This window comes from Prosthecobacter algae (assembly GCF_039542385.1).
Lineage (GTDB): Bacteria > Verrucomicrobiota > Verrucomicrobiia > Verrucomicrobiales > Verrucomicrobiaceae > Prosthecobacter > Prosthecobacter algae.
In genome coordinates, this window is sequence record NZ_BAABIA010000001.1 from 592,020 (window position 1) to 613,927 (window position 21,908).

Sequence of the window (21,908 nt, forward strand, 5' to 3'; positions counted from 1 at the left end):
AACATTCCAGCGTCTGAGCTTCAGTTATGAAAACAAAATTCCTTTCTCTGGCTGGGGTGGTCTTGTGTGCCGCCGCCCTTAGCTCCTGTGTGAACTACGATGAGTATGGTTACGGTTATTCCGGGGTCGCGCCTGTGGGCGGCACTGTTTACGTGGATGATGGCCCCTACTACGGTGGCGGGTATGGCTACGGCGGCTACGGCTACGCGCCTGCCTATACCAGCGTCGGTTTCCTGGGCTTTGGCGGTGGGGGATTCTTTCCCGGTTACGGCTATGGCGGCTCCTATTACAACCGCCACCGCCATCACGATCACCATGACCATCACGACGGCGGCTATTACCGGTCTTCGTCCGCCAGCTCCAGATATGCCTCTCGGGTGAGCCGCCCGAGTTCTTCCCTGGGAGGTTCGGTAGGTCGTGCGCCGCTGACGCCTTCGCTGCCTTCGCCCCGCCAGTTGACGCGTCCTTCCAGCAGCTCTTCACGGGCTTCGCGTTCGTTTACCTCGCCCGCGCCGACGATGCGTTCGGCACCGCGTGTGCAATCTCGGCCAGCCCCGGCGATGCGTTCAAGCCCTGCGCCTAGCATGCGTTCGGCTCCTCGGGTGACGACGGCTTCGGCCCGTTCGGCTCCAGCATCTGTGGGTCGTGCACCTGCGGCATCTTCGGATCGTCGTCGTTCGCGCTAATTTTGCTGAAAATGCAAAGCGGGGTGTCCTGGGAACTTTCCCTGGGACACCCCGTTTTTCTTGAGACTTTGAAGATGAACTGCCGTGGAATCTGCGGCGGCCTTCTCAGAAGTATTTCTTGGAGAAGAGGAGCCGGGCCATTTGCTGGTTGCGATCAAGCAGGCCTTTGAGCTGCTGCTGATTGCTGTAGATGAGGGCTCCCTGGGCGGGATACTGCTGCTGGAGGACTTCGCACTGGGCAGCGAGCTGTTCGACGGCGATTTTCAGCTCCTTCACCTTGCGGCTTTCATCGGCGGTGATGCGGCCTTCGTAGATGGTGTGGTGGAGGATGTCGGTCTCGCGGGTGAGGTAGGAGACGGCGTTGGGCAGGGCCTCGGGTCCGCCGATGATGGCCCCACTGTTAGGATCCACCTGAGGGATTTTCGGCAGCATTTTGTCTGGGCGCTGGGGGATGACGGACTGCGGTTCATTGGGCAGGCCGCCGTCGCGGGCGTCGATGATCTGCGGGGTGATGAAGAGCATGAGGTTCTTGTGGTTCTTGCTCTTGCTGTCGTATTTGAAGGCCTTGCCCAAAACGGGGATGCTGTGCAGGAAAGGGATGCCGGCTTTGCCTTCACGCTCGCGGGCTTCATCCAGGCCGCCGACGGCGACGGTATAGCCGGAATTGACCTCGACAGGGGCATTGTAAACGCGGGAGGAGGCAACGGGGTAGGGGTTGCCATTGATGATCTCGGTGCTGATGATGCTGGAAACCGTCACTGCCATGTTGAGGAGGATTTTGTCATTCTCCATGCGCTTGGGCAGGATGTTGAGCACGGTACCGATGGGCAGGTAAGCGATGGATGAGGTGGTGGTGGCCCCTGCGCCGACGGTGGCGGAGGCGGTGCCATCGAGGACGGGCTGGTTCACTACGCTGCGGAAGGAGACTTCGCTGTTGTTCATGGTGACCATGCGGGGATAGGAGGTCATTTGCGTTTCCTCATCGCGCAGGAGGGCGCGGAGTTTCACATTGATGTCTTGAGAACTGAGGATGCCTAAGGCTGGGTAGCCGAGGGCACCTCCGGCAGCATTTAAGTTGGTGGGGCTGAGGAGGTTGGTGAGGTCGGCCCGGTAGCCGCCATTGGTGGCGACGTTGTCATACTCCACCTGGATGGAACGGCGACCGGTGTCTTCGTCGATTTCTTCGGTGACCTGGTTGACCTGGCGGAAGTTGCCAGTGTCGAAAGTACCCGTCCAGTCGATGCCGAACTCGCGTTTGGGATCGCGGGTGGTTTCGATGAACTTCACCTCGATGGCGATGAGGGTCTGGGGTTTGTCGGCGATTTCGAGGAAGCCTTCCACCCACATGTGCTGGAGGCGGGTGGCGACGATGTAGAGGGTGTTGGAGTCGGACTTCCAGATGACTTTGGGTTTGCGGAAGGCGCTGAGTTCGTTGGAGTTCATGGCCTTGGTGGGATCGCCACCGACACCGGCGATGGAGCCGAGATCACCGCCGCTCTGGCTGCTGGTTTCCTGTTCTTCGGTGGGCAGGCTGAGGAGGGAGCGGATGTCATTGATGATTTCGCTGCGGCGCACGGAGAAGGTTTCCTGGTTTCCCTGGAGATTCACGCCCCCCGCAGATGCACCGCCGCCGCCACCCCCACCACCGCCGCCGGAGCCCCCCACGGGAGTGAGGCTGAGGCCGGAGCCGGAATTAACGCGGTCCACACGCTCAAGGGCATTGTGGCGGATCTGGTAAGATTTGCCGATGAGTTCTTTGTCATCCGCAGGCCGGATGTACCAGATGCCATTGTCAGGGATGATGGCGAGCTGGTTGGCATTGCAGAGGGTCTCCAGCACGCGAAAGGGGCTGGCCTTGATGGTGAAGGTGACCTGGCGGGAGCCCTCAGGGCTGTCATTGGGAAGGGAAAAGAAGGACATCCCGGCATCCGTGGCCAGAAAGCGCAGCACATCGGAAAGGATGGCGTTGGAAAACTCATACTGCTGTGGCGGGGCATCCCGCAGCTTCTGAGCTTCCGCCTCGAACACGGCAGAGGAGAAGTTGAAGGAGGGGCTGCTCATCTGCGCACCTGCAGGGCGAAGAACAAGGCATGTCCCGAGGCAGAGGATCCAAAAAAGTGGGCGCAGAGTGTGCATTGAAAAAGCGGGTTATGATAAATATAGTGGCTTTGGTTAATTCACTCAAATGTTATTTATCAATGGGAGGATATTATTTTTTGGAAAGCCTAACTATTGAGGCCTCGCGATAACGCGAAGTGCTTCATGGTCTTAATGTATGGACTTTGAGTGTATCATGAAAGCAAATTTATGGAAAATATGGAAAAACATTGCTTCTCATGAATTTGGGGTATAAATTTCGCTGGGTTTAATTATTTACCATAATCAATATGGATTCCGTGCTCCCTCCTCCCTCTCTCCGCCAGCGCTCCCATCCTGGGCAGCGGCAGGGCTTTTCGGTGATGGAGCTGGTGGTGATCATCGCCATGCTGGGGGTCCTGGCCACGGTGGTGCTGACTCTGGTGGGCCAGCAGCCCGTGGCGGTGCGGAATACCAAGCTGTCCTCCGATGTGGCCACGCTGAATCAGATGCTGGCAGTGTACAGTTCTGATGGGGGCGACCTGAAGAATCTGTCGGACGCGCAGAGGGTCCTCGACAAGCTGAAGCGCACGCGGCCACAGGTCGAGTGGAAGCGCCACACGGGCCCGGCTTCTGGAAGGCTGATTGATATCCGCCTGCGTGCCCGGGTGACATCCGAGCCGGAAAAGAGCGGCCAGGAGCGTGCTAAGTGGAACAGCAGCAAAATGCGCTTTGAAATGACCAAGGGGAGTGGTGTGGCTGTGAGTGAATTTTACCTGGATGAGACCCTGGCCGGGACAGATCCTGGCACGGAACCCCGGACGGTGAGCGCCGTGCGCTACAATGTGGGCAGCGGCAAGAACCAGGGCTGGGTGTGGGGACATTCCAAATCAGGCACGGCCTCCTACAACAGTCCGGGCAGCAACAATGGCTCCGGTGTTTCCTCGCCCTTCAATCCACTGGCAAGTGCGCCCGTGCCACCGACCGACCCTACTGGGGGCGGTGGTGGAAGTGGTGGCGGCACGGGCGGTGGTGGCAGCGGGGGCGGTGGCGACCCTGGCGGCGGTGTTTCCCCACCGACGGCCACGCAACTGCCACGGCCGGGCATCAGCCCTTCCGGCGGTACCTTTGCCTTCGCTGCTTTTCCTGGCCAGGTTCTTTTGAGCCCGAACGGTGCGCCAGCCGCAGGATCCCGCCTGGAATACCGGGTGAATGCCGGGTCCTGGACTCCTTACTCGGGCACCCCGATCATCGTGGGATCTGCGGATAAGCTGGAAGCGCGCAATCTGGCCACGGACACGGCGCTCTATAAAAACAGCAGCGTGGCCTCGGCTTCCTACTTCCGCCTGGTTTCCGGCTTTTCCGGCTCGGGCACGGGGACCTGGGGGAATGCGACGGGTGGCACGGGCCTAGTCACGAATGTTCAAAACGGCGACGACAAGTCTACCTTCAAGCATGGCAACACGAAGCTGGATCTCGGGAACGGGGAGTTTCTGGATGCCGGGGTGGAGAACGTGCTGACCTTTGACCCCAAGCCTTTTGAGACCGTCGTACCCAATGTCTGGTTTGCCCTGGGGGACTTGGTGATGCTGAACGGGACCACCTTTTACAACAGTGAGTCCGATGGGGTCACGCTGAGCATCAACTTGGGGCTTTCAGAGCCAGCGCACAGCGCGGTGGTGCACATCAATCTGGGCCTGGTGAGCACGGAAAATACGAGCGACCGTCTGTCCAGCGCGGACATCGTGGAACTGCGCAATCCGAGCACCGACTTCACCGTCACGGTGGATGGGGTGGAATACCGCCTGGAACTGGGCTGGGCCACGACGGATCCCGGTGCCGGTGTGGCGCAGGGGAACCAGTTTCTTGTGTTTGAAGGGGCCGCTGCCAGCGCACTTCTGCGAGGCCGCTTTGTGCCTAACAAATAGTTTTTTATCATCTCTCCATGGAAGACATCAACGAACGCAGCCAACTGGGCTATCGCATGCTGCATCTGTCAAAGGATGCCGGGGTGAGCGACTTTTACATCACGCCCTGGGAGCCGCTGACGTACCGGCGGAACGGCAAACTGTTCTTTGATTCCTTCATCTACCAGCCGGAGCGGCCGCTGGAGTTCACCGCCGGGTGCGTGGACTATGCGCTGGTGCTGGGCAGCCGCCGTTACCGTGTGAACCGCATGGTCACCCGCGGGCGTCCGCGCTGGGTCATGCGCTTGCTGCCGGAAAACATCCCGGACATCAGCAAACTGATGGTGCCACCTGCGGCGATCAAGGCTTTCCTGGAGGCCAAGAACGGCCTGTTTCTGGTGTGCGGGGCCACGGGTTCCGGTAAGTCCACCACCATCGCCTCGATGATCCTGGAGCGTGCCAAACGCCGCCAGGAGCATGTGCTGACCTTTGAGGACCCCATTGAGTTCGTTTATCCCTCGGACATTCCTTCGCTGGTGTCTCAGCGTGAGATCGGCACGGATGAGCTGGACTTTAACAAGTCATTGCGCGCTGCTCTTCGTCAGGCCCCGGACGTGATCCTGGTGGGGGAAATCCGTGATGGTGAGACGGCAGAGATCGCCCTGCAGGCGGCGGAAACGGGGCATGTGGTGGTGGCCACGCTGCACACCTCCAGCGCGGCGCAGACGGTGCAGCGTTACCTGAAGTTGATCCCGAGCGACCGCATGGAAAACGCCATGCTTTCCTTTGCCGACAGCTTCCGTGGTATCCTCTGCCAGCGCCTGCTCTTTGATGAGGCGCGAGGCAAACGCTTCCCCATTCATGAACTGCTGCTGCCGTATGATTCGGTGTGCGGCATGATCCGGCGCGGTGAGTTCAAGAACCTGGAGCAGGAGCTCGAGGCGGGCTTCACGCGCGGCATGATGAGCTTTGAAAGGTGCCTGGGCTTTCGCCAGCAGGACGGGTGGAAACCCTCCCAAACGCGCAAGACCGGCTACGCCGAACATGAGGTCTATGACTTCCTATCCCGAGAAAACCTGACTTCCGTTTATGCTGTTGGATGAAATCAAATCTGTACTGAGCTTTGCCGCCTTCAAACCGGAGGCGGATGATGCCAGCGTACCCTGGGGCCGGCGCTTTGAAGGGCGCAAGACCCTGCTGCTGAACGTGAGCCGAAACCAGACGAGCTGGCGAGGCATCAACAAGAAAGGCCGCTTTGAAGACGGCGGAGTCATGGAGGGTGAATTCTCCGACGTGGCACCGCAGCGCGCCGATGAATGGCGGCAGATGGCGGATGGAGGCTGGTGCGTGGTCTCCGTGAACAACCGTTTCATCGTCAGCCTGGAGAACAACATGATGCGGGGAGAAAACTGCGTGCATCTGCTGCGCACGAATCCGCGCGCGGTGCTGGGGCCGAAGTTCGACCGTGGCAAGCGCTATGCCATCTGCCACCATCCGGAAAGCTCCGCCAGCATGCTGCTGGCCTGTGAGGAGAGCATGGTGAAGGTGACGGAGGATGTGCTGAAGACCATTGGCATCCGGCCCGGGCGGGTGTGCTGCGGCCTTTTTGCCCTGTCGGAATATGCCATCCACCAACTGTATGCGGAGATGCGCGGGGCGGTGCCGCAGAACATGATCCTCATCGTCGCCTGCGAGGGCTCCATTGCAGTGCTGGTGCAGCAGGACGGGCAGTGGAAGGAACTGCGCTGCCGCAGCGGCCTGGGGCCGGATGCGGTGGAGACCTGCCTGCAAATCATCAGCCCGCTGGTGCAAAAGGTGCCGCAAGGCAGCCCAGTGTACTTCATGGGCGACGGGCAGGACGCGAAATTCCGTTCCGAACTTTTTGTTCACCTGGAGCGCCTGGGCACCAAGGACCTGACACAGGAAGACCTGCTCTGGCGCATCCTCGGCCTTCATTAACTTTAGCCATAGAATTCCCATGTCCGATTACATTTGCCACGACTTCAAAACGCCGCGCACTGACACGTCCAAGCGGCTGCCGAACTCCTTTAAGATGGTGCCGGTGGCCTTTTATCTGGCGCTTGTCGGTGGGGCCTATTTTATGACGATGGACTGGATGGCCTACAAGCATGCCCAGCAGCAGAAGATCGCCTCCGAAGAGGTGAAAAAGCAGCACGAGGCGGTGACCAAAAAGATGGGGGACGAGAAGGCCGCGCTGGATGCTGAAACCGCCAAGGCGGAGGAGGTGGCCAAGTGGATGGAAGGGGCGCGCAACCTGCAGCCCATCAGCGTCGCCATCGCGCGGGCCATCCCACCGGAGGTGCGGATTTCTGACCTGACGATCGAGCGCAGTGACCAGGTGCCTGCAAACCTTTCCCTGGCGATGAAAATCAATGGCGGCTCGGTGACGGAGGTGGGGCTGATCGAAAGCAGCATCTCACGCCTGAACTACCGTTCCTACTCGCCCCAGCAGACGAAGTCTGGGGATCTCATCGAATATCGCTCCACGCTGGTGCGGCAGGAGCAGTGACCTTTTTCCGAATCCTTTTATGAATCCCAAACAACTCGCCTGTGTCGTGCTGATGATGTTCATCGGCTGCGTCACTTATTTTGGCCAGATCGTCCACAAGAAGGTGGGGGCGATGAAGAAGTCTGCGGACATGGCTGCGCAGGATGCGTTCAGCGCGGAAGGGGCGCGGCAGACGGCGGAGATTTTGACGGCTAGGACCAAGGCGGAGACGGAGGAGGTCCGCCGGTTTCTGCAGGCCTGGAGCCCGCATGTGGACAAGGCGCAGACGGAGCAGGAAGTGGAAAGCACGATCGAGTTCAGCCTGCGCGAGCGCGGCATCTCGCTGGTGAGGTCCCGCAAGACGGAGGTGAAAACCTCGCGTGATAACAAGGTGATCCCGAAGACGGTGCTGACGACGGTGGTCATCGAAGATGAGTTTGCCAAGGTGCTGAATTGGCTGGGTGATGTGGAAAAGCGCCTGCCATTGGCCCGAGTGAAAACCTGCCGCATCACGGGTGGCAGCACGGCCCGGCAGCTACGCCTGGACGTGTCCTTTGAGACCCCGTTGATCAACCTGGCTTCGGATCCTTCAGCGAGCGAGAAGACCAAGAAGAAAGCCTGATTTCCCCCATGAAACGCATTTTATCTCTCATGCTCCTGCTTGCTGCCACCCTGGGCCTCCATGCCCAGGAAGAGGTGGAAGGGGAGGGGACGGAGCGCGTGCAATACGCGCTGATCCTGCCCGATGAAAAAACGCCCGAGCTGGTGAAGCCCGAGGAGAACAACCCCTTTGAAACGGCGGCGGATGGCGCTGTGGACGACGAGGGTGACACGGAAGAAAACCAGGTGCGCGACATGCTGCTGCGCATGCCTGTGGGCGGGGCCGTGAGCGGCCTGCGCGGTGTGCGGGTGATGCTGGGCGGGATGCGCCTGGAGCAGGGAATGAACGTGCCGCCCGTGATCCCAGACCAGCAGGTGACACTGCGGGTGAAGTCCATCACGTCGGCCGCCATCGAGCTGGTGTGGGTGGAGAAAAAACCGACGGGGCTGCCACCCAAACTTTTGGTTATTCCGGTGGATGGTTCTCCCTCGGTCCGTTACCGCATGCCGACCTCGCCAGGGGCGGACCCTGCGGCTGGCGGCAGCATGGGCACGGTGCGGCGGCCCGATGTTTCCGCCCTGTCCCGTCCGGTGGCGGATGGTGAGCCGATGGTGGCGCGTGCCCAGCCTGTGGAGACCCCGCCACCTGCCCCTTCATCTGCCACGCCGCCAGCCGCGCCCGCTGCGGCACCGAAAAAATCTTCTTCGTCGCCGCCTTCGGATGCGCCTGCGGCCTCCGTGCTGCGCATGCTGTTTGGCAACCGTCCGTCTCCGGCTAAATGAGCATTCCCCACCAGCTTCTGCGGCGGCGCTACGGCTTTACCTCCATTGAGCTGCTGATGGTCCTCTCCCTCTCGGCCCTGGTGCTGGGCGGGATCGTGGTGAGCTATGGCACGCTGGTGCGCAGCCAGCCGCAGGTGGCGAGTGTGGTGGCAGTGCCGCTGGGCAGCACGCGGCTGGTTCGTTTTTACGGCAGCAATGACACGAAGCGGCAGAACACGGCCTCCGCTCCCAGCTATGGCAGCCTAGCGCTGGCAGAGGAGCTGCGGGAGCAGTTTTACCACGATGTGCTGAGTGCCACGGCGGTGTTTTGCTTGCCGCGTGCGGATGACAACACCTGGAAGCCTGCCTACATCAAATACAATCCAGACACAGACGAAGAGCTGGACACTTCGCAGAAGTTTCGTGAGCACATCATCCGTGTGGCCGGAGTGCCCGCCAGCCAGTATCAAAACTACCGCAATCCCGGGGCCAGCAGTGAGAAGGACCAGCCAAACCTCAGTGTCTTCATCCTGGGCTACGGCGGCTACTCGGGCTACCTGCATGTGCAGGCCATCTATGACATTGATGTGATCCGTTTCAAAGGCGGCAGCCAGCCGCTGGGATTCCATGCCAGTGTGAAGCGATATACGGATCCGGCAGGCCCACCGCCAGGGGTGGACTACAGCCTCATTTTTTCCGGTGGTTACTCGGTGTTTTATCCCCCGGCGAATCCGGCGGCGACCAAGGAGGCGGACATGGCCAAGGATGGCTTTACACCGCTGTTCGTTTCCTTTGAACGCTCCACCCGGCTGGCGTTGCGTGAGTCCACCGCGATCGACCGTTTCAAGCTGGCGGCTGAGCGGCCTTTCTATTTCATGTGGTGGCCGGACCCGGCAGCCCGGCACCTGGGGGAGCAAAAGAACACGGCACCCACCAGCACCCCCCAGCAGGCCTACAATCACATGGCGGGCCGCACCTCCTTCATGTTTACCGTGCCGATGTTTCCGGCGCTCTGAGACCTAGCCATGAAAGTCCGCTTCCAACTTCCAGCTTCGCCGCGCAAGGGTGCCCTCATGGGGGTGGCCCTGATATTGATGCTGTGCAGCGGCCTTTTCCTGGCGGGCTGGGTGACGATGATGAGCACGCGCGCCATCCAGGTGAGCTGGCTGGAGAGCGCGATGCAACGGCGAATCGGCCTGGAAAATTCCCGGCTGCTGGCCTGGCAGACTTCCATGGACCATGCCTTTGACCGCGAGGCGGATCTGGACAAGAAATCGGTCCTTCTTTTCAATGGCAAGGCGGGTGCGCTGAACACGCAGGACGGTTGGAAAAAGCTGAACCTTTACAGTGTGCTGACCTCGCCGCTGACGATGACGGAGAACTTCCCTTACAACCCGAACGGGCTGCGCCCAGGAAGCTCGTATTTGGCGCATGAGACCTTTATCCGCGCCGATCTGCCTAACAATGTTTCACTGGACAGCTTCGCGGCACATGAGTTTTTGAAAAGCCGCAGCCCGGTGCTGAATGGCGATCTGTTTGTGATCTACCGGAAGCCTGCGGCCGCCGTGACGGAGCTGAACATCTACAAGAATGTGTCGCCCTTCCAGGTGCATGGGCGCACGGTGGTGCGGCACCCGCCATCGCTGTTTGTGAAGAACACCTCCCAGGTGGATCTGCCGTTTCTGACGAAGTCGCTCTACATCCAGTCTCACGATTCGGTTTCGCGGTATCCGGTGACGGGCACCGGGCTGGATAGCAAGGTGCTGCTGCCCTCGAACCTGGCGGTGGTGCCTGCTTCTCTGGGGCCGGATTCAGCGGCGGCGAGCAAGCTCTTTGATGGCTTCCTGAACGTCATCGAAAATGCGGACAATCCGGAGAACTCGCTGGCCCACACGCTCCGCAAAGGGCTGTATGAAAACATCGAGGTGTATAAGGACAACCTGCCGCCGACCGGGCCATACTGGATGGCGAAGTATGACACGCAGGCCCCACCCGTGCCGCCGCCGGACTATGCGAATGGCGGCTTTGAGGTGCCCTTCCGGACGATGTATGTGAATCTGGCGAACCCCAGCCTGAAGCATCTTTACATCCGCCAGGACATCCGTGTGGTGGACCAGATCGTCTTTGTGGGGCAGAGAAATGCGGCGGACTATGAAGCCGCAGGGGCGATGAGCCCGGTGATCGTCACGCTGGTGCAGGGGTCCGGCTCGCCGGTGCGCAACATCGCCTTTCAGCATGAGAACAATCGCCGGCTGATCCTGGGCACCAAGGTGAAGGCCGGCCTAACCACTCGTGAGCTCATTTTTTCCTGGGCTGGCAATCCGATCCTGGGGCGGGAGCTACGCTGGCGGATGACGCTGATCAATGAAGGCTTCCCGGTGCTGATGAACCTGCACGAAAATGCCACGACGGACATCCGCTGGATCGGCGGCATCATGACGAACTGGTCCGTCTGGCGGAACATTTTCACCGGCCCGCGCAGTGACCGCCTCATCCTACAATCCGACAGCGCGGTGCCCACGCTGCCAGTCGTGGGGGCCAGCTATGAATCCCTCCTGCCGCGCGAGGCGTGGCTGGAGTCGTACTTCCTGCCGATCCCCCCAGCCAGTTTATGAAATGCCGTTCTCTCCAGTTGCTGCGCCGTGGCTACACCCTCATTGAGGTGCTGGCCGCCGGGGCCGTCATCTCCGTGGGTATGGCGGCGGCGGCGAGTCTGGCCAGTTCCCTGATGGTGCAGGAGGAGCTGGCATGGCGTGTCTCCATCACCCGCAATTATCAGGAAAACATGGTGCGGCTGTGGCAGTTGGGCCTCAGCCCTGCGGGCAGCAAGGATGCGACGAACATCGGCGCGGTGATGCCCAGCCAGAATTACAGTGCCCTGCTGAATGAGGCCATCAACAGCACGCCTTACCTCATCGAGACCGGCACCACCACGCCTGAGGGCCTGGGCAAACTACAATCTGCCGCCATCACGGCGACGGTGAATGTTTCTTCCGATCCGAAGAAGGAGCTGGAGGGGGCCACCTTCACGCTCACGGCCTACCGCCCCAGCCTGCCTGCCAGCCTGCGCACGGGCGCACTGAATCCCTGATTTCCCCCCTCCACGCTCATGCTGAAGAAAGTCACCATCACCAATGTCAATACCGGGCACAAATCCATCTCCATGGTGGATACGGACACGCATGAGAAGGCGCTGATCGGCTGCGGCATCGCGGCGAATGAGACGGCCTCCATCGAGGACATCACGGGCCCGGATGAAAAGCTGCAGCGGCTGACTTCGCCCAAGGGCGGATCTGAAGATTGTGGGGCGTTTTTCTCTGGCCTGGGCCGATGCCTGGAGCGCAACATCAGCATGACGAAAAGCCTGCGCCTGCAGGTGAACCGCGTGGCCTCCGCCCGCTACAAGGGCATGATCGCGGAAGTGATCCATGCCATTTCGATGGGGGAGAAATTCAGCGATGCGATCGCCCGCTTTCGGGATCTTTTCACGGAGGACATTCTGTCCCTGGTCATCGCCGGGGAAGAGGCGGGGCAGCTTGCCCGCGTGTGCAAGCGCATCGGCGTGGCGCAGAAGAAGTCATCGAAGACGCTGAAGAAGCTGAAGGGTGCGATGATCTATCCCGGGGTGGTGATGGTGCTGGGCGTGGTGGTGGTGATCATCATGAGCTTCACGCTGGTGCCGGCGATGTCGAAGCTTTTCACGAGCTTCAATGCGGACCTGCCCTTTGCCACGAAGGCGTTGATTGCGCTTTCGGATCTGTTCATCAACAAACCCTACATGGCGGCGGCCCCGCTGGTGGGGCTGTATGTGTTGTTTTCGAACTTCAACAAGATCATGTCCCAGCGCTGGGTGCAGGACCTGGTGCTGAAGCTGCCTGTGGTGGGGATGCTGGTGCGGAAATCGGCCTCCGCCGCAGGCTTTCGCACGCTGGCCATGCTCACGGAATCCAATGTGCGCCTCACCAGTGCGCTGGAGATCACCTCCTCCGCCACCTGGCACTATCATTACAAGGAGTTCTTCAACCGCCTGCGCGACCACATCAGCGTGGGGCGCACGCTGCATGAGGGATTCCTCATGGAATCTCATTGGTTAGGCTCGGATGGACGCAACCTCTGCGGTCTCATTGAGCTGGCCTCGGAAACGGGCTCTGGCACGGAGATGCTGGCAGAGATCGCCGATGACTATGAGGAGGAGCTGGACAACATGGCGGCCTCGCTGGACAAGCTGATTGAGCCACTGACGATGCTCATCCTCGGGGTCATGGTGGGCTTCCTCATCTATGCGATCTATGGCCCGATGTTCAGCCTGGGCGATGTCATCCTGAAGAAGAAGTAGGCGTGGCAGGGCAGCCTCCGCCCGTGTGCGTCGGGGGCTGTTTTTGAAAAGCTTGCATTGGGAAAGATCTCGGAGATCATGTGTTCATGAGAACAGATGATTTGCCGGTCAATCGTCCCCGTGGGCGCGGGGCGGCTGCGAATACGGAGCAGCGGTTCTCCGCCCTGCAGATGACCTATGATCCGGGCGAGGAGCCGGAGAAGGTGGTGACGAAATTCTTCCATGACCACTCCAGCACCATCATCAGTCGGCACAGCAGCCCGGATCTGCCGTTTGAGGCCAGCCTGAATCCGTACCGGGGCTGTGAGCATGGTTGCGCTTATTGTTATGCACGGCCCACGCATGAGTGGCTGGGCTTTTCTGCCGGGGTGGATTTTGAATCCCGCATCATGGTGAAGACGGAGGCCCCGGCGCTGCTGCGGGCGGAACTGGCGCGGGACAAGTATGTGCCGGAGCGGCTGTCCCTGAGCGGGGTGACGGACTGCTATCAGCCGGCGGAAAAGCGGCTGGAGATCACCCGTGGCTGCCTGGCCGTGCTGGCGGAGTGCCGGCACCCGGTGGTGATGATCACGAAGAATCACCTCATCACTCGTGACATGGATCACCTGGGGGAACTGGCCCGCCACCAGGCCACGGCTGCCTACATTTCCATCACCACGCTGGATGCAGACCTGGCGCGGAAGCTGGAGCCGCGCGCCTCCTCCCCCCAGATGCGGCTGGAGGCGATCCGCGCCCTGGCGGGGCAGGGGATCCCGGTGGGCGTCTCCGTGGCACCGATGATTCCAGGGCTGAATGACAGCGAGATCCCAGCCATCCTGGAGGCCGCGCGGGAGGCGGGGGCGCAGTTCGCCGGATACACGGTGGTGCGGCTGCCCTTCAGCGTGAAGGAGGTCTTTGCCGCGTGGCTGGAGGCGCATTTCCCTGGGAGGAAGGACAAGGTGCTGGGCCGCATTGAGGAGACGCAGGGGCGCACGCTTTCGCACCCGGAATTCGGCAAGCGGCTGAAAGGCGTGGGCGTGTGGTCGGACCAGATCGCCCAGATCTTCAAGGTCTCGCTGAAACGTGCCAGGATGCTGCATCGGCGGCCCGAGGTGAATGCAGCGGCTTTCCGGCGACCGCGTGAGCGCGGTGGGCAGATGGAGCTGTGGTGATGGCGTGCAACATGGGGCGGCGGGGAGCGTTTGTGTAGCAACCATGATCCGCCCACTTTTGCTCTCCCTGTCCCTGACGGCTGTCTTTTCACTCGCTGCGGCTGAGCCGATGCCGCCGGAGGGCTTCGTGGCCATTTTCAATGGCAAGGACCTCACGGGCTGGCAGGGCAGTGACAAATATTGGTCGGTGGAAGACGGCTGCCTGACGGGCGTGGCGGATGGCAAGCTGGACTACAATCGTTTCATCACCTGGAAGGCCGGGAAGGTGAAAAACTTCGAGCTGCGGGTGAAGGTGAAAGTGACGCCGGATGGCAACAGCGGTCTGCAATACCGGGGCCAGGAGCGCCCGGACCTGGGCGAGTGGGTGGTGACGGGCTACCAGTGCGATGTGGTGCCGAAAAACGCCGACTACAACGGCATGCTGTATGAGGAGCGGGGCCGCCGCATCCTGGCCCACACGGGGGAGAAGGTGGTCATCGATCCGCAGGGCCAGCCCTGGGTAGTGGGCAAGATGCCGGTGCAGAAATTCCCCGGCGGCGAATGGCATGACTACCGCGTGCGGGTGGAGGGGAACCATCACCGCCACTGGATCGATGGTGTGCCGACGGTGGATGTGGTGGACCTGGATGAAAAAGGCCGGGCGCTGGAGGGCGTGATCGCCGTGCAGGTGCACGTGGGCCCGCCGATGAAGATCCAGTACAAGGACTTCTTTGTTCAGCATCTGCCGGAGGATCTGCCGATCCTGAAAGCCGAGGCCGCCCCTATCCCGGCGGATGCGGTGAAGGTGGTGCCACAGGGCGGCGGCAAGAAAAAGGCACCGGCTAAAAAATAAGCCCCAGGGTGGCCGGTGGCGATGCCACGGGTGCCCTGAGGCTTAAGAGAAGGGTATTCGCGGTGGCGAGATTTATTTGATCTCGGCGGCCCATAGGGTCTGCCAGTCGTCGAGGTTGTTGAGGTCCACGGCACCAGGATTGACGCCGGTTTCATCGGTCACGCCAGCGGCGTCGAGGATGGTCTTGCGGACGTCGTCGCCGTGGATGTAGCCGAGGATGGCCTGGTTATGCTTGTAGAGGTTGGCCTTGGTGAGGTTCACGCCAGGATAGGCTTTCACCCAGGCTTCGAGCTGGACGTAGGTGGGCTTGGTGGCGATGAAGGCGAGGAACTCATCTTCCTTGATGCCGAGGGCGCCGAGGGTCATGCCATCGTAACCTTTGCCGCAGGCCGGATAGTCGGCGTGCAGCTTGCCAGCGGCAGCCAGGGATGCCTTCAGCCAGAGGCGTGGCAGGTGCAGCACACCGAGGGGACCGGCAACACCGGAGGAGATAAGGGGGACGATTTGGCTCATAGGAGACGGATGATAGAGTAGGTTAGGTTGGCGGCGGCAGACGTGCTGCCGTCCCCAGAACGTGGGTTACGAAAGCTTTTGGTCAAGCGGAGGCAGAAAACACCGAGGTTTCCGACGATCGCTGGGAGAAGTGGCTAGGCTGGGACGTAGCAAGCGCAGTTGCGTGAAAAGGCTGTTGCCATGCAAAGGGCAACCGCTAGACTCGCGCGCTTTATCCCCCGGTCCAACCAACCGGTTTTAGACATCTCTCATGAACTCGCTCCTTCTCGACCAAGGCATCCTTGTCTCCATCGCGCTCGCCGTGGTGGGGTTGGCTTTTGCCATCCTTTTGATTCGCCAAATCATGGCCTGCTCGCCAGGCAATGACCGCATGGCGGTGATCGGGGATGCGATCCAGCAGGGGGCGAAGGCCTATCTCAGCCGCCAGATCCGTGCGGTGAGCCTCATCGCCATCGTCGTGTTTTTCATCGTCTGGTATGCACGCGGCGGCCTGGCCAGCGCGGGCTTTGTGGTGGGGGCGGTTTGTTCCATGGTGGCCGGCTACATCGGCATGATGGTGGCGGTGCGTGCGAACGTGCGCACGGCCTGGGCAGCGAGCGTGGGCTCTCACCCGGCGCTGAAGGTGGCCTTCAACGGCGGCGCAGTCACCGGCCTGCTGGTGGTGGCCCTGGGCCTGCTTTCTGTCGGCGTGTTTTACCTCATCGTGGAAAAGATGTCGGGTGCCAAAGCGGCGATTGATGCGCTCATCGGCCTGGCCCTGGGCAGCTCCTTGATCTCCGTCTTTGCCCGTCTGGGCGGTGGCATCTACACCAAGGCGGCCGATGTGGGCGCTGACCTGGTGGGCAAGATCGAGCAGAATCTGAACGAAGATGATCCGCGCAACCCGGCGACCATCGCTGACAACGTGGGCGACAACGTGGGCGACTGCGCTGGCATGGCGGCAGACGTGTTTGAAACCTACGCGGTGAGCCTCATCGGCGGCATCTTGGTGGGTCACCTCACCGGCCCTGAGGGCAACCACAGCGTGCTCGTCTATCCCTTCGTGCTTTGTGGCCTGTCCATTATTTCCTCCCTGCTCGGCATCGGCTGGGTGAACTTTGTGAAGCAGAAGGCCACGGCCTCCCTGGTCAGCGGCGTGGCTGTTGCCGGTGTCGTTTCTGCCGGTCTCTTCAAATGGGCCACCGATGTGATGTTCCCGGAAGCTGTCGTGATGGCGGGCAAGACGGTGACGGCCAATGACCTGTTCTACTGCGCGCTGATCGGCATCGTGCTGACCTTTGTGGTGGTGTGGATCACGAACTACTTCACCAGCACCGCCCACGCTCCGGTGCGCCGGATTGCTAAGGCCTCCGAGACCGGCCACGCGACGAACATCATCGCGGGCATCAGCGTGGGCCACCACGCCACCCTGCTGCCGGTGCTGGCCATCGCGGCCTCCATCTGGGGCTGCTGGGACCTAGGCGGCCTGTATGGCATCGCCATCGCCGTCGTCTCCATGCTGAGCCTCAGCGGCATCATCATTTCCCTGGATGCCTTTGGCCCGATCACCGACAACGCGGGCGGCATCGCTGTGATGTCCGGCCTGCCTGAAGAAGTGCGCAAGATCACGGATGAACTGGATGCCGTGGGCAACACGATGAAGGCCGTGACGAAAGGTTACGCCATCGCCTCTGCCGGTTTGGCCGCCATGGTGCTGTTCGGCTCCTATGTGGAAGAAGTGAAGGCTTTCCTGAAGCTGGACGTGCTGGTCTTTGACCTCATGAATCCGCAGGTCATCATCGGCATGTTCATCGGTGGTCTGCTGCCCTACCTGTTCACCGCCTTTGGCATGGATGCCGTGGGCAACGCCGCAGGTGCTGTGGTGCGCGAAGTGCGCCGCCAGATCCAGCTCAAGCCAGGCATTCTCACTGGCCAGGACGTGCCGGAGTATGGCCAGTGTGTTGACATCGTGACGAAGGCCGCCCTGCGCCAGATGATCGTGCCGGCGCTGCTGCCGATCGTGTTTGTGGTCGGTGTCGCCTTCCTGGGCAAGGAAGCCCTGGGCGGCCTGCTCATCGGCACCATCATCACGGGCCTGTTCGTCGGCATCGCCATGACGAGCTCCGGCGGTGCCTGGGACAATGCCAAGAAGTATGTCGAAGAAGGCAACCATGGCGGCAAAGGCAGCTTTGCCCATGCGGCAGCCGTGACGGGTGACACCGTCGGCGATCCTTACAAAGACACCTCCGGGCCTGCGGTGAACCCGATGATCAAGGTGGTGAACGTGCTGGCCATCCTGGTGATCCCGCTGTTCTTCAAGTAAACGACCTGCCAACTTTTGAGAGCGGGCTGTCCTCACCGGGCAGCCCGCTTTTTGTTAGGTGGATGGGGCGGCGAAAGCTCGGGATACAGCTCTTCCTGGGCTTTTAATTCGACTGAAAAGCCAGCCCCAACGGAGGTTAGGCCTTGGCCTTGGCAGCCTTTTTGTTGCGGTTATTGCGGTGGCGGCGCCATTCAGCGCGGTGGTTCTGGGCCCATTCATTGAGGGCGCGCTCGAACCCGACATCGCGATTTTCCTTTTCACTGACCAGCCACTTGTGCCGCAGGATCTGTTCGAGCTCGGCTTTGAACTCGGAATAGGCATTGAGGGGGGCGACGGGCATGGGGCGGGGGAGTGGATACGGCGGGAAGAGGCGCTTGGCAAGCAGGGGCGGGAGATCGGCAGTCTGTAAAATGACGTGCCAAGCAGAAAGAAAATGACAAAAGCCCACGCTGGAGTATAACCTTCCGGCTCAACCGAAACGTTGCACGTGCCGAAGTAGCTCAGTGGTAGAGCATCGCATTCGTAATGCGAGGGTCGCGGGTTCAAATCCCGCCTTCGGCTCCACTCCGTGTCAGTCAATGACTCCAGCCCCAGAAAAGCCTCGTGCCAGCCGCAACCGTCGGCAGGGGCCTATGTTGGGCCTTTTCGCCCGGTTGGCCGCCGCCCTGGCCCTGGTGATTCTGATCGCCGTGATCATCAATTTGGGCATTCATAAGCTGGAACGTAGCCCGCCCGTGCAGCCGGAATACGAAGCCGCCCAAAAAGCGCCGGAGCCTGCCGAAGTGAAGGCTGTGGCGGTGGCACCCGCCGGACCGGTGCAGGGGATCGAGCGGCTGGAGGAGAAACGCCCGCAGATCGAAACGGCATTGAGGGCTTTCTTTAAGGCGGCGACGGTGGAGGACAAACTGGCCTTTGCCCGCAGCCCGGAGCGCGTGCGCCCCCTGGTCCACAGTTACTACAGCCAGCGGCCCTTCCAGGCGCGCACGCTCACCGGGCTGGGCACCTGCCAGTCCGTGGCCGAAAAAGGCTACCGCCTGGGCTACATCCAGGCCCTGTTTGCCAAAGAAACACCCTTGAGCGTGATCGTGGAAGAGCAGGCGGATGGGCAGTTCCGGGTGGATTGGGAAAGCCTGGTGCGCTACGGCGAAATGGAATGGGAGACCTTTTTGAGAGAAAAACCGACCCGCCCGATCCTGCTGCGCGTGATCGCCAGCCTGCCTGCCGGAGGCGGGGAAGGGGACGGCGAGTGGCTGGAGGTCCGCAGTCCGGGCCAGGAATCGGTGCTGAAGGCCCATTTTGACCGTCAAAACCCCGCCTTGAAGCCTTTAATTGACCAACTTCAACTGGGGGGGTGGAAAAATGTTCCGCTAACGCTCAGAGTGTGTTATTCGGAATCTAAATCGAACGCCGACACGGCCCAGATCGTAGGCTGTGAAGGCAAAGGCTGGTTGATACTAAACTGACAGGAGGAGCTAACCACGTGAGCAAGACCCACCCACCCAAGTCCAAATCGGCTAAAAAAGCGGTGACCGCGAAACCTGCCGCCAAAAAAGTGGCGGCGTCCAAGCCGGCGTCCAAAGCTCCCTCCAAGCCTGTGAAAAAAGCCCCCCCCGCCAAACCCGCTGCCAAGGCTCCGGCCAAGAAACCTGCTGCCAAGAAGGCGGCCCCGGTGAAAAAGGCCGCCCCCTCGAAAGCCGCCCCCGCCAAGAAGGCCGTGGTGAAAAAAGCCGCTCCGGCGAAGAAGGCGGCCCCGGCCAAGAAAACCGTGCCTGTGAAAAAAGCCCCTGTGGCGAAGAAAGCGGCCCCGGTGAAACCGGCTGCCAAGGCCCCCGCGAAAAAAGCTGCCCCCCCAGCGCCAGCCACGAAGCTGGCGGTGAAGGTGGCTGCCCCGGCGAAAAAGGCCGAGGCTAAAAAGCCCGCCCCCGCTCCGGTAAAAGCTGCCGCAGCACCCGTGCAGGAGGCTCCACCGCCGCCAGCCCCTGTGAAGGCCGCGCCTGCGCCCGCACCGAAGCCCCCGGCAAAACCTGCGGCCAGCGGGAAAGCGGGAGCCAAAGTGGTGACTCCAGCCGTCGCGGCAGATCCCATTGCGCCGCCAAAGCCGCCCGTGATGTCGGATGAAAAACCCGTGGCCTCGAAATCGGGCGCGCTGTTTTATGATTCCCACATGCACACCCCCCTGTGCAAACACGCCTGGGGCGAGCCGGAAGAATACGCCGCCCAGGCCCTGAAATCCGGCCTGAAGGGCATTATCTTCACCTGCCACTGCCCGATGCCGGATGGCTTTTGGCCCACGGTCCGCATGGCGGAAAGCGAATTCGATACTTACGTGTCCATGGTCCAGCGCACCGCTGAGGCCTACAAGGGCAAGCTGGACGTCTGCCTGGGCCTGGAAAGCGAGTTCTTCCCCGGCTACGAAAAATACATCGAAAACCTGCACAAGCGGGCCGACTTTGATTACATCCTCGGGGCCGTGCACTGGCAGTCGAAGGACTACCTGGCCAAGTTTGAAACCGGCACCATCGAGAACTTCCGCCGCACCTACCTGGAGCATCTGGCCCAGAGTGCGGAGACGGGGCTTTATGACTGCGTGGCGCACCCCGACCTGGTGAAAAACTATCACCCGGATTCCTGGTGCTTTGCCATCATCAAAAACACCGTTTCCACCGTTCTGGACCGCATCGCCAAAACCGGTGTGGCCATGGAGCTGAACACCTCCGGGCTGAACAAAAGCTACTCCGAGATGAATCCCGGCAACGAGATGCTGCGCATGATGGCGGATCGGAAGATCCCGGTGGTGCTGGGCAGTGACTCGCACAAGGCCGTGCGCGTGGGTGAGCACTTTATCACCGCGCTGAACAACCTCAGTGATGCCGGTTACGAGGAAGTCAGCTACTTCAAGAAGCGGCAGCGGATTGACCTGAAGATCAGCGATGTGCTCGCCAGCATTCGGAAAGCGATTGATGCCAATTCCTAATCGCCAGCCGGGCTTTTAGGGATGGGTTCGAATTCGTGAAAAGTGTCTCCAGCCGTTGCTTGCGGGCGGGCTGCACATCGCTATGGCAACGGTTCCATGATTCCTTTTCCCGACAGCCCGGTCGCCGTGCTCTGCAGCGGTGGCGACGCCCCCGGTATGAACGCCTTCCTCCGCGCCATCGTGCGGCTGGGGCTGAACCGGCACAAGGTGCCCGTGCTGGGCATCCGCGGCGGTTATCGCGGACTGGTGCGTGCCGCCAAACAAGTCAACGGTGAGGCCGACGAACTGGTGCGGCTGAAGCAGGAGATCACGGCCAATACGGGCAACCGGGGCCTCATTGATGCGAAGATGAGCATCATCCAGATGGACCACGCCAGCGTCAGCGGCATCATGGGCAAAGGCGGCACCATCCTGGGTTCGGCCCGCTGCCTGGACTTTCACAAGCCGGAAGTCCGCCGCAGCGCCATCCAGCTTTTGGAGAACCTGGGCGTGCGGGCGCTCGTGGTGGCCGGGGGCGATGGCTCCCTCACCGGCGCAAAGCTGCTGGCCGAGGAAAGCAATCTGAAGATCATCGGTGTGCCCTCCACGATTGACAACGACCTGCAGTTTACCGAGATGGCCCTGGGGGTGGATACGGCAGTGCACACGCTCGTCTGGGCGGTGGACCATTTCATTGACACGGCCCGCAGCCATCGCCGCGTGATGGTGCTGGAAACGATGGGCCGTGAGAGTGGCGACCTCGCCCGCATGGCCGCCCTGGCCTCCGGCGCGGAGATGGTGATCACGCCAGAAGGCGGCCCGCTGACGGAAGAGGCCATGATTGCCTATGCCGAAGAGATCGAAAGTGCGATGACCCGTGGCCGCGGCCATGCCATCGTGCTCATCGCTGAAGGGGTGAAGTTTGACCCGCCGCAGTCGCGCAACGGCGCCTACATCCTGCGGGATGCCTTTCAGAAATACTTCCAGCGGGAAGGCGCGCCCTTCCAGGATCTGGAGGTGCGCCCCTCCGTGCTCGGTCACCTTCAGCGGGGTGGCCACACCACGCCGGGCGACTGCATCCTGGCGGCCCGTTTTGCGGAAGAAGCCTGGAAGGCCATCCTGGACCCGAATGGCAGCAATGGCATCACGGCACTGCAGCATAACAAGGCCACTATCGTGCCCTTTGGCTGCCCAGACCTGCCCGAGCGCGCCCTATCCTCCGTGGCCATGGATCGCCTGCACGATGACCTGAGCTCCTGGTAAGGAGACGGATTTTCCAGG

20 protein-coding genes and 1 tRNA gene are annotated in these 21,908 nt (G+C 61.2%); 18 read left to right on the forward strand and 3 right to left on the reverse strand.

All coding sequences use genetic code 11. The features are described 5' to 3' along the window. Nucleotides 1-26 precede the first annotated feature (26 nt). Entirely contained in the window at nt 27-686 is a 660-nt protein-coding gene (locus tag ABEB25_RS02320) for a hypothetical protein (RefSeq protein WP_345734768.1), read from the forward strand. 105 nt (nt 687-791) lie between these two features. Here ABEB25_RS02320 and ABEB25_RS02325 read toward each other — a convergent pair whose 3' ends face one another. Next, nucleotides 792-2,747, reverse strand: a complete 1,956-nt coding sequence (locus ABEB25_RS02325) for a type II secretion system protein GspD (protein WP_345734769.1) — start codon at nt 2,745-2,747, stop codon at nt 792-794. Nucleotides 2,748-3,082: 335 nt separating this feature from the next. Between ABEB25_RS02325 and ABEB25_RS02330 the strand changes: the two genes are divergently transcribed. The 12 genes from ABEB25_RS02330 (at nt 3,083) to ABEB25_RS02385 (ending at nt 14,859) form a co-directional block, all read left to right on the forward strand. Next, nucleotides 3,083-4,690, forward strand: a complete 1,608-nt coding sequence (locus ABEB25_RS02330) for a choice-of-anchor K domain-containing protein (RefSeq protein ID WP_345734770.1) — start codon at nt 3,083-3,085, stop codon at nt 4,688-4,690. Between the two features lie 17 nt (nt 4,691-4,707). After that, complete coding sequence (locus ABEB25_RS02335; RefSeq protein ID WP_345734771.1) at nt 4,708-5,772, forward strand: type IV pilus twitching motility protein PilT; 1,065 nt, start codon at nt 4,708-4,710, stop codon at nt 5,770-5,772. After that, nucleotides 5,759-6,628, forward strand: a complete 870-nt coding sequence (locus ABEB25_RS02340) for a hypothetical protein (protein ID WP_345734772.1) — start codon at nt 5,759-5,761, stop codon at nt 6,626-6,628. The genes ABEB25_RS02335 and ABEB25_RS02340 overlap by 14 nt, the downstream gene beginning before the upstream one ends. 19 nt (nt 6,629-6,647) lie before the next feature. Next, a complete protein-coding gene (locus ABEB25_RS02345; protein WP_345734773.1) occupies nt 6,648-7,199 on the forward strand; it encodes a hypothetical protein in 552 nt (183 codons plus the stop codon). 19 nt (nt 7,200-7,218) lie between these two features. After that, nucleotides 7,219-7,800: a hypothetical protein gene (locus ABEB25_RS02350; RefSeq protein WP_345734774.1), complete on the forward strand. Its 582-nt coding sequence runs from the start codon at nt 7,219-7,221 to the stop codon at nt 7,798-7,800. A 29-nt stretch (nt 7,801-7,829) separates the two neighbouring features. Next, a complete protein-coding gene (locus ABEB25_RS02355) occupies nt 7,830-8,561 on the forward strand; it encodes a hypothetical protein (RefSeq protein ID WP_345734775.1) in 732 nt (243 codons plus the stop codon). Then, nucleotides 8,558-9,556, forward strand: coding sequence for a pilus assembly FimT family protein (locus tag ABEB25_RS02360; protein ID WP_345734776.1), 999 nt, complete (start codon nt 8,558-8,560; stop codon nt 9,554-9,556). Before ABEB25_RS02355 ends, ABEB25_RS02360 begins: the two co-directional genes overlap by 4 nt. Before the next feature lie 9 nt (nt 9,557-9,565). Continuing rightward, complete coding sequence (locus tag ABEB25_RS02365) at nt 9,566-11,155, forward strand: hypothetical protein (RefSeq protein ID WP_345734777.1); 1,590 nt, start codon at nt 9,566-9,568, stop codon at nt 11,153-11,155. Next, a complete protein-coding gene (locus ABEB25_RS02370) occupies nt 11,152-11,631 on the forward strand; it encodes a type IV pilus modification PilV family protein (RefSeq protein ID WP_345734778.1) in 480 nt (159 codons plus the stop codon). Before ABEB25_RS02365 ends, ABEB25_RS02370 begins: the two co-directional genes overlap by 4 nt. Before the next feature lie 18 nt (nt 11,632-11,649). After that, complete coding sequence (locus tag ABEB25_RS02375; RefSeq protein WP_345734779.1) at nt 11,650-12,876, forward strand: type II secretion system F family protein; 1,227 nt, start codon at nt 11,650-11,652, stop codon at nt 12,874-12,876. Nucleotides 12,877-12,962: 86 nt separating this feature from the next. After that, entirely contained in the window at nt 12,963-14,027 is a 1,065-nt protein-coding gene (locus ABEB25_RS02380) for a PA0069 family radical SAM protein (RefSeq protein WP_345734780.1), read from the forward strand. A 43-nt stretch (nt 14,028-14,070) separates the two neighbouring features. Next, complete coding sequence (locus tag ABEB25_RS02385) at nt 14,071-14,859, forward strand: 3-keto-disaccharide hydrolase (RefSeq protein WP_345734781.1); 789 nt, start codon at nt 14,071-14,073, stop codon at nt 14,857-14,859. Between the two features lie 72 nt (nt 14,860-14,931). Here ABEB25_RS02385 and ABEB25_RS02390 read toward each other — a convergent pair whose 3' ends face one another. After that, nucleotides 14,932-15,372 carry a DUF5069 domain-containing protein gene (locus ABEB25_RS02390; protein WP_345734782.1) on the reverse strand — a complete coding sequence of 147 codons (441 nt, stop codon included), beginning with the start codon at nt 15,370-15,372 and terminating at the stop codon, nt 14,932-14,934. A gap of 250 nt (nt 15,373-15,622) precedes the next feature. Here ABEB25_RS02390 and ABEB25_RS02395 point away from each other — a divergent pair, with 250 nt between their 5' ends. Then, on the forward strand, nt 15,623-17,674 hold the full coding sequence (locus ABEB25_RS02395) for a sodium-translocating pyrophosphatase (protein ID WP_345734783.1): 2,052 nt from the start codon (nt 15,623-15,625) through the stop codon (nt 17,672-17,674). Nucleotides 17,675-17,810: 136 nt separating this feature from the next. Here the strand turns inward: ABEB25_RS02395 and ABEB25_RS02400 are convergent, their stop codons facing one another. Beyond that, the gene (locus ABEB25_RS02400; protein WP_345734784.1) at nt 17,811-18,014 is read right to left on the reverse strand and encodes a DUF4032 domain-containing protein; all 204 of its coding nucleotides are present in this window, start codon (nt 18,012-18,014) and stop codon (nt 17,811-17,813) included. A gap of 149 nt (nt 18,015-18,163) precedes the next feature. On the opposite strand from ABEB25_RS02400, the gene ABEB25_RS02405 reads away from it, so the two are divergent. The 4 genes from ABEB25_RS02405 (at nt 18,164) to ABEB25_RS02420 (ending at nt 21,890) form a co-directional block, all read left to right on the forward strand. Then, nucleotides 18,164-18,238: transfer RNA gene (locus ABEB25_RS02405), tRNA-Thr, on the forward strand. 68 nt (nt 18,239-18,306) lie between these two features. After that, the gene (locus ABEB25_RS02410; RefSeq protein WP_345734785.1) at nt 18,307-19,137 is read left to right on the forward strand and encodes a hypothetical protein; all 831 of its coding nucleotides are present in this window, start codon (nt 18,307-18,309) and stop codon (nt 19,135-19,137) included. Between the two features lie 17 nt (nt 19,138-19,154). Further along, nucleotides 19,155-20,648, forward strand: coding sequence for a histidinol-phosphatase (locus ABEB25_RS02415; protein ID WP_345734786.1), 1,494 nt, complete (start codon nt 19,155-19,157; stop codon nt 20,646-20,648). A 96-nt stretch (nt 20,649-20,744) separates the two neighbouring features. Then, nucleotides 20,745-21,890, forward strand: coding sequence for a 6-phosphofructokinase (locus ABEB25_RS02420; RefSeq protein WP_345734787.1), 1,146 nt, complete (start codon nt 20,745-20,747; stop codon nt 21,888-21,890). Nucleotides 21,891-21,908 lie beyond the last annotated feature (18 nt).

Bases quoted from the DNA above. Each gene is read 5' to 3' on its own strand.
- ABEB25_RS02320 (WP_345734768.1), top strand. From the start codon at position 27: ATGAAAACAAAATTCCTTTCTCTGGCTGGGGTGGTCTTGTGTGCCGCC.
- ABEB25_RS02325 (WP_345734769.1), bottom strand. From the start codon at position 2,747: ATGAGCAGCCCCTCCTTCAACTTCTCCTCTGCCGTGTTCGAGGCGGAA.
- ABEB25_RS02335 (WP_345734771.1), top strand. From the start codon at position 4,708: ATGGAAGACATCAACGAACGCAGCCAACTGGGCTATCGCATGCTGCAT.
- ABEB25_RS02340 (WP_345734772.1), top strand. From the start codon at position 5,759: ATGCTGTTGGATGAAATCAAATCTGTACTGAGCTTTGCCGCCTTCAAA.
- ABEB25_RS02345 (WP_345734773.1), top strand. From the start codon at position 6,648: ATGTCCGATTACATTTGCCACGACTTCAAAACGCCGCGCACTGACACG.
- ABEB25_RS02350 (WP_345734774.1), top strand. From the start codon at position 7,219: ATGAATCCCAAACAACTCGCCTGTGTCGTGCTGATGATGTTCATCGGC.
- ABEB25_RS02355 (WP_345734775.1), top strand. From the start codon at position 7,830: ATGCTCCTGCTTGCTGCCACCCTGGGCCTCCATGCCCAGGAAGAGGTG.
- ABEB25_RS02360 (WP_345734776.1), top strand. From the start codon at position 8,558: ATGAGCATTCCCCACCAGCTTCTGCGGCGGCGCTACGGCTTTACCTCC.
- ABEB25_RS02365 (WP_345734777.1), top strand. From the start codon at position 9,566: ATGAAAGTCCGCTTCCAACTTCCAGCTTCGCCGCGCAAGGGTGCCCTC.
- ABEB25_RS02370 (WP_345734778.1), top strand. From the start codon at position 11,152: ATGAAATGCCGTTCTCTCCAGTTGCTGCGCCGTGGCTACACCCTCATT.
- ABEB25_RS02375 (WP_345734779.1), top strand. From the start codon at position 11,650: ATGCTGAAGAAAGTCACCATCACCAATGTCAATACCGGGCACAAATCC.
- ABEB25_RS02380 (WP_345734780.1), top strand. From the start codon at position 12,963: ATGAGAACAGATGATTTGCCGGTCAATCGTCCCCGTGGGCGCGGGGCG.
- ABEB25_RS02385 (WP_345734781.1), top strand. From the start codon at position 14,071: ATGATCCGCCCACTTTTGCTCTCCCTGTCCCTGACGGCTGTCTTTTCA.
- ABEB25_RS02390 (WP_345734782.1), bottom strand. From the start codon at position 15,372: ATGAGCCAAATCGTCCCCCTTATCTCCTCCGGTGTTGCCGGTCCCCTC.
- ABEB25_RS02395 (WP_345734783.1), top strand. From the start codon at position 15,623: ATGAACTCGCTCCTTCTCGACCAAGGCATCCTTGTCTCCATCGCGCTC.
- ABEB25_RS02400 (WP_345734784.1), bottom strand. From the start codon at position 18,014: ATGCCCGTCGCCCCCCTCAATGCCTATTCCGAGTTCAAAGCCGAGCTC.
- ABEB25_RS02410 (WP_345734785.1), top strand. From the start codon at position 18,307: ATGTTGGGCCTTTTCGCCCGGTTGGCCGCCGCCCTGGCCCTGGTGATT.
- ABEB25_RS02420 (WP_345734787.1), top strand. From the start codon at position 20,745: ATGATTCCTTTTCCCGACAGCCCGGTCGCCGTGCTCTGCAGCGGTGGC.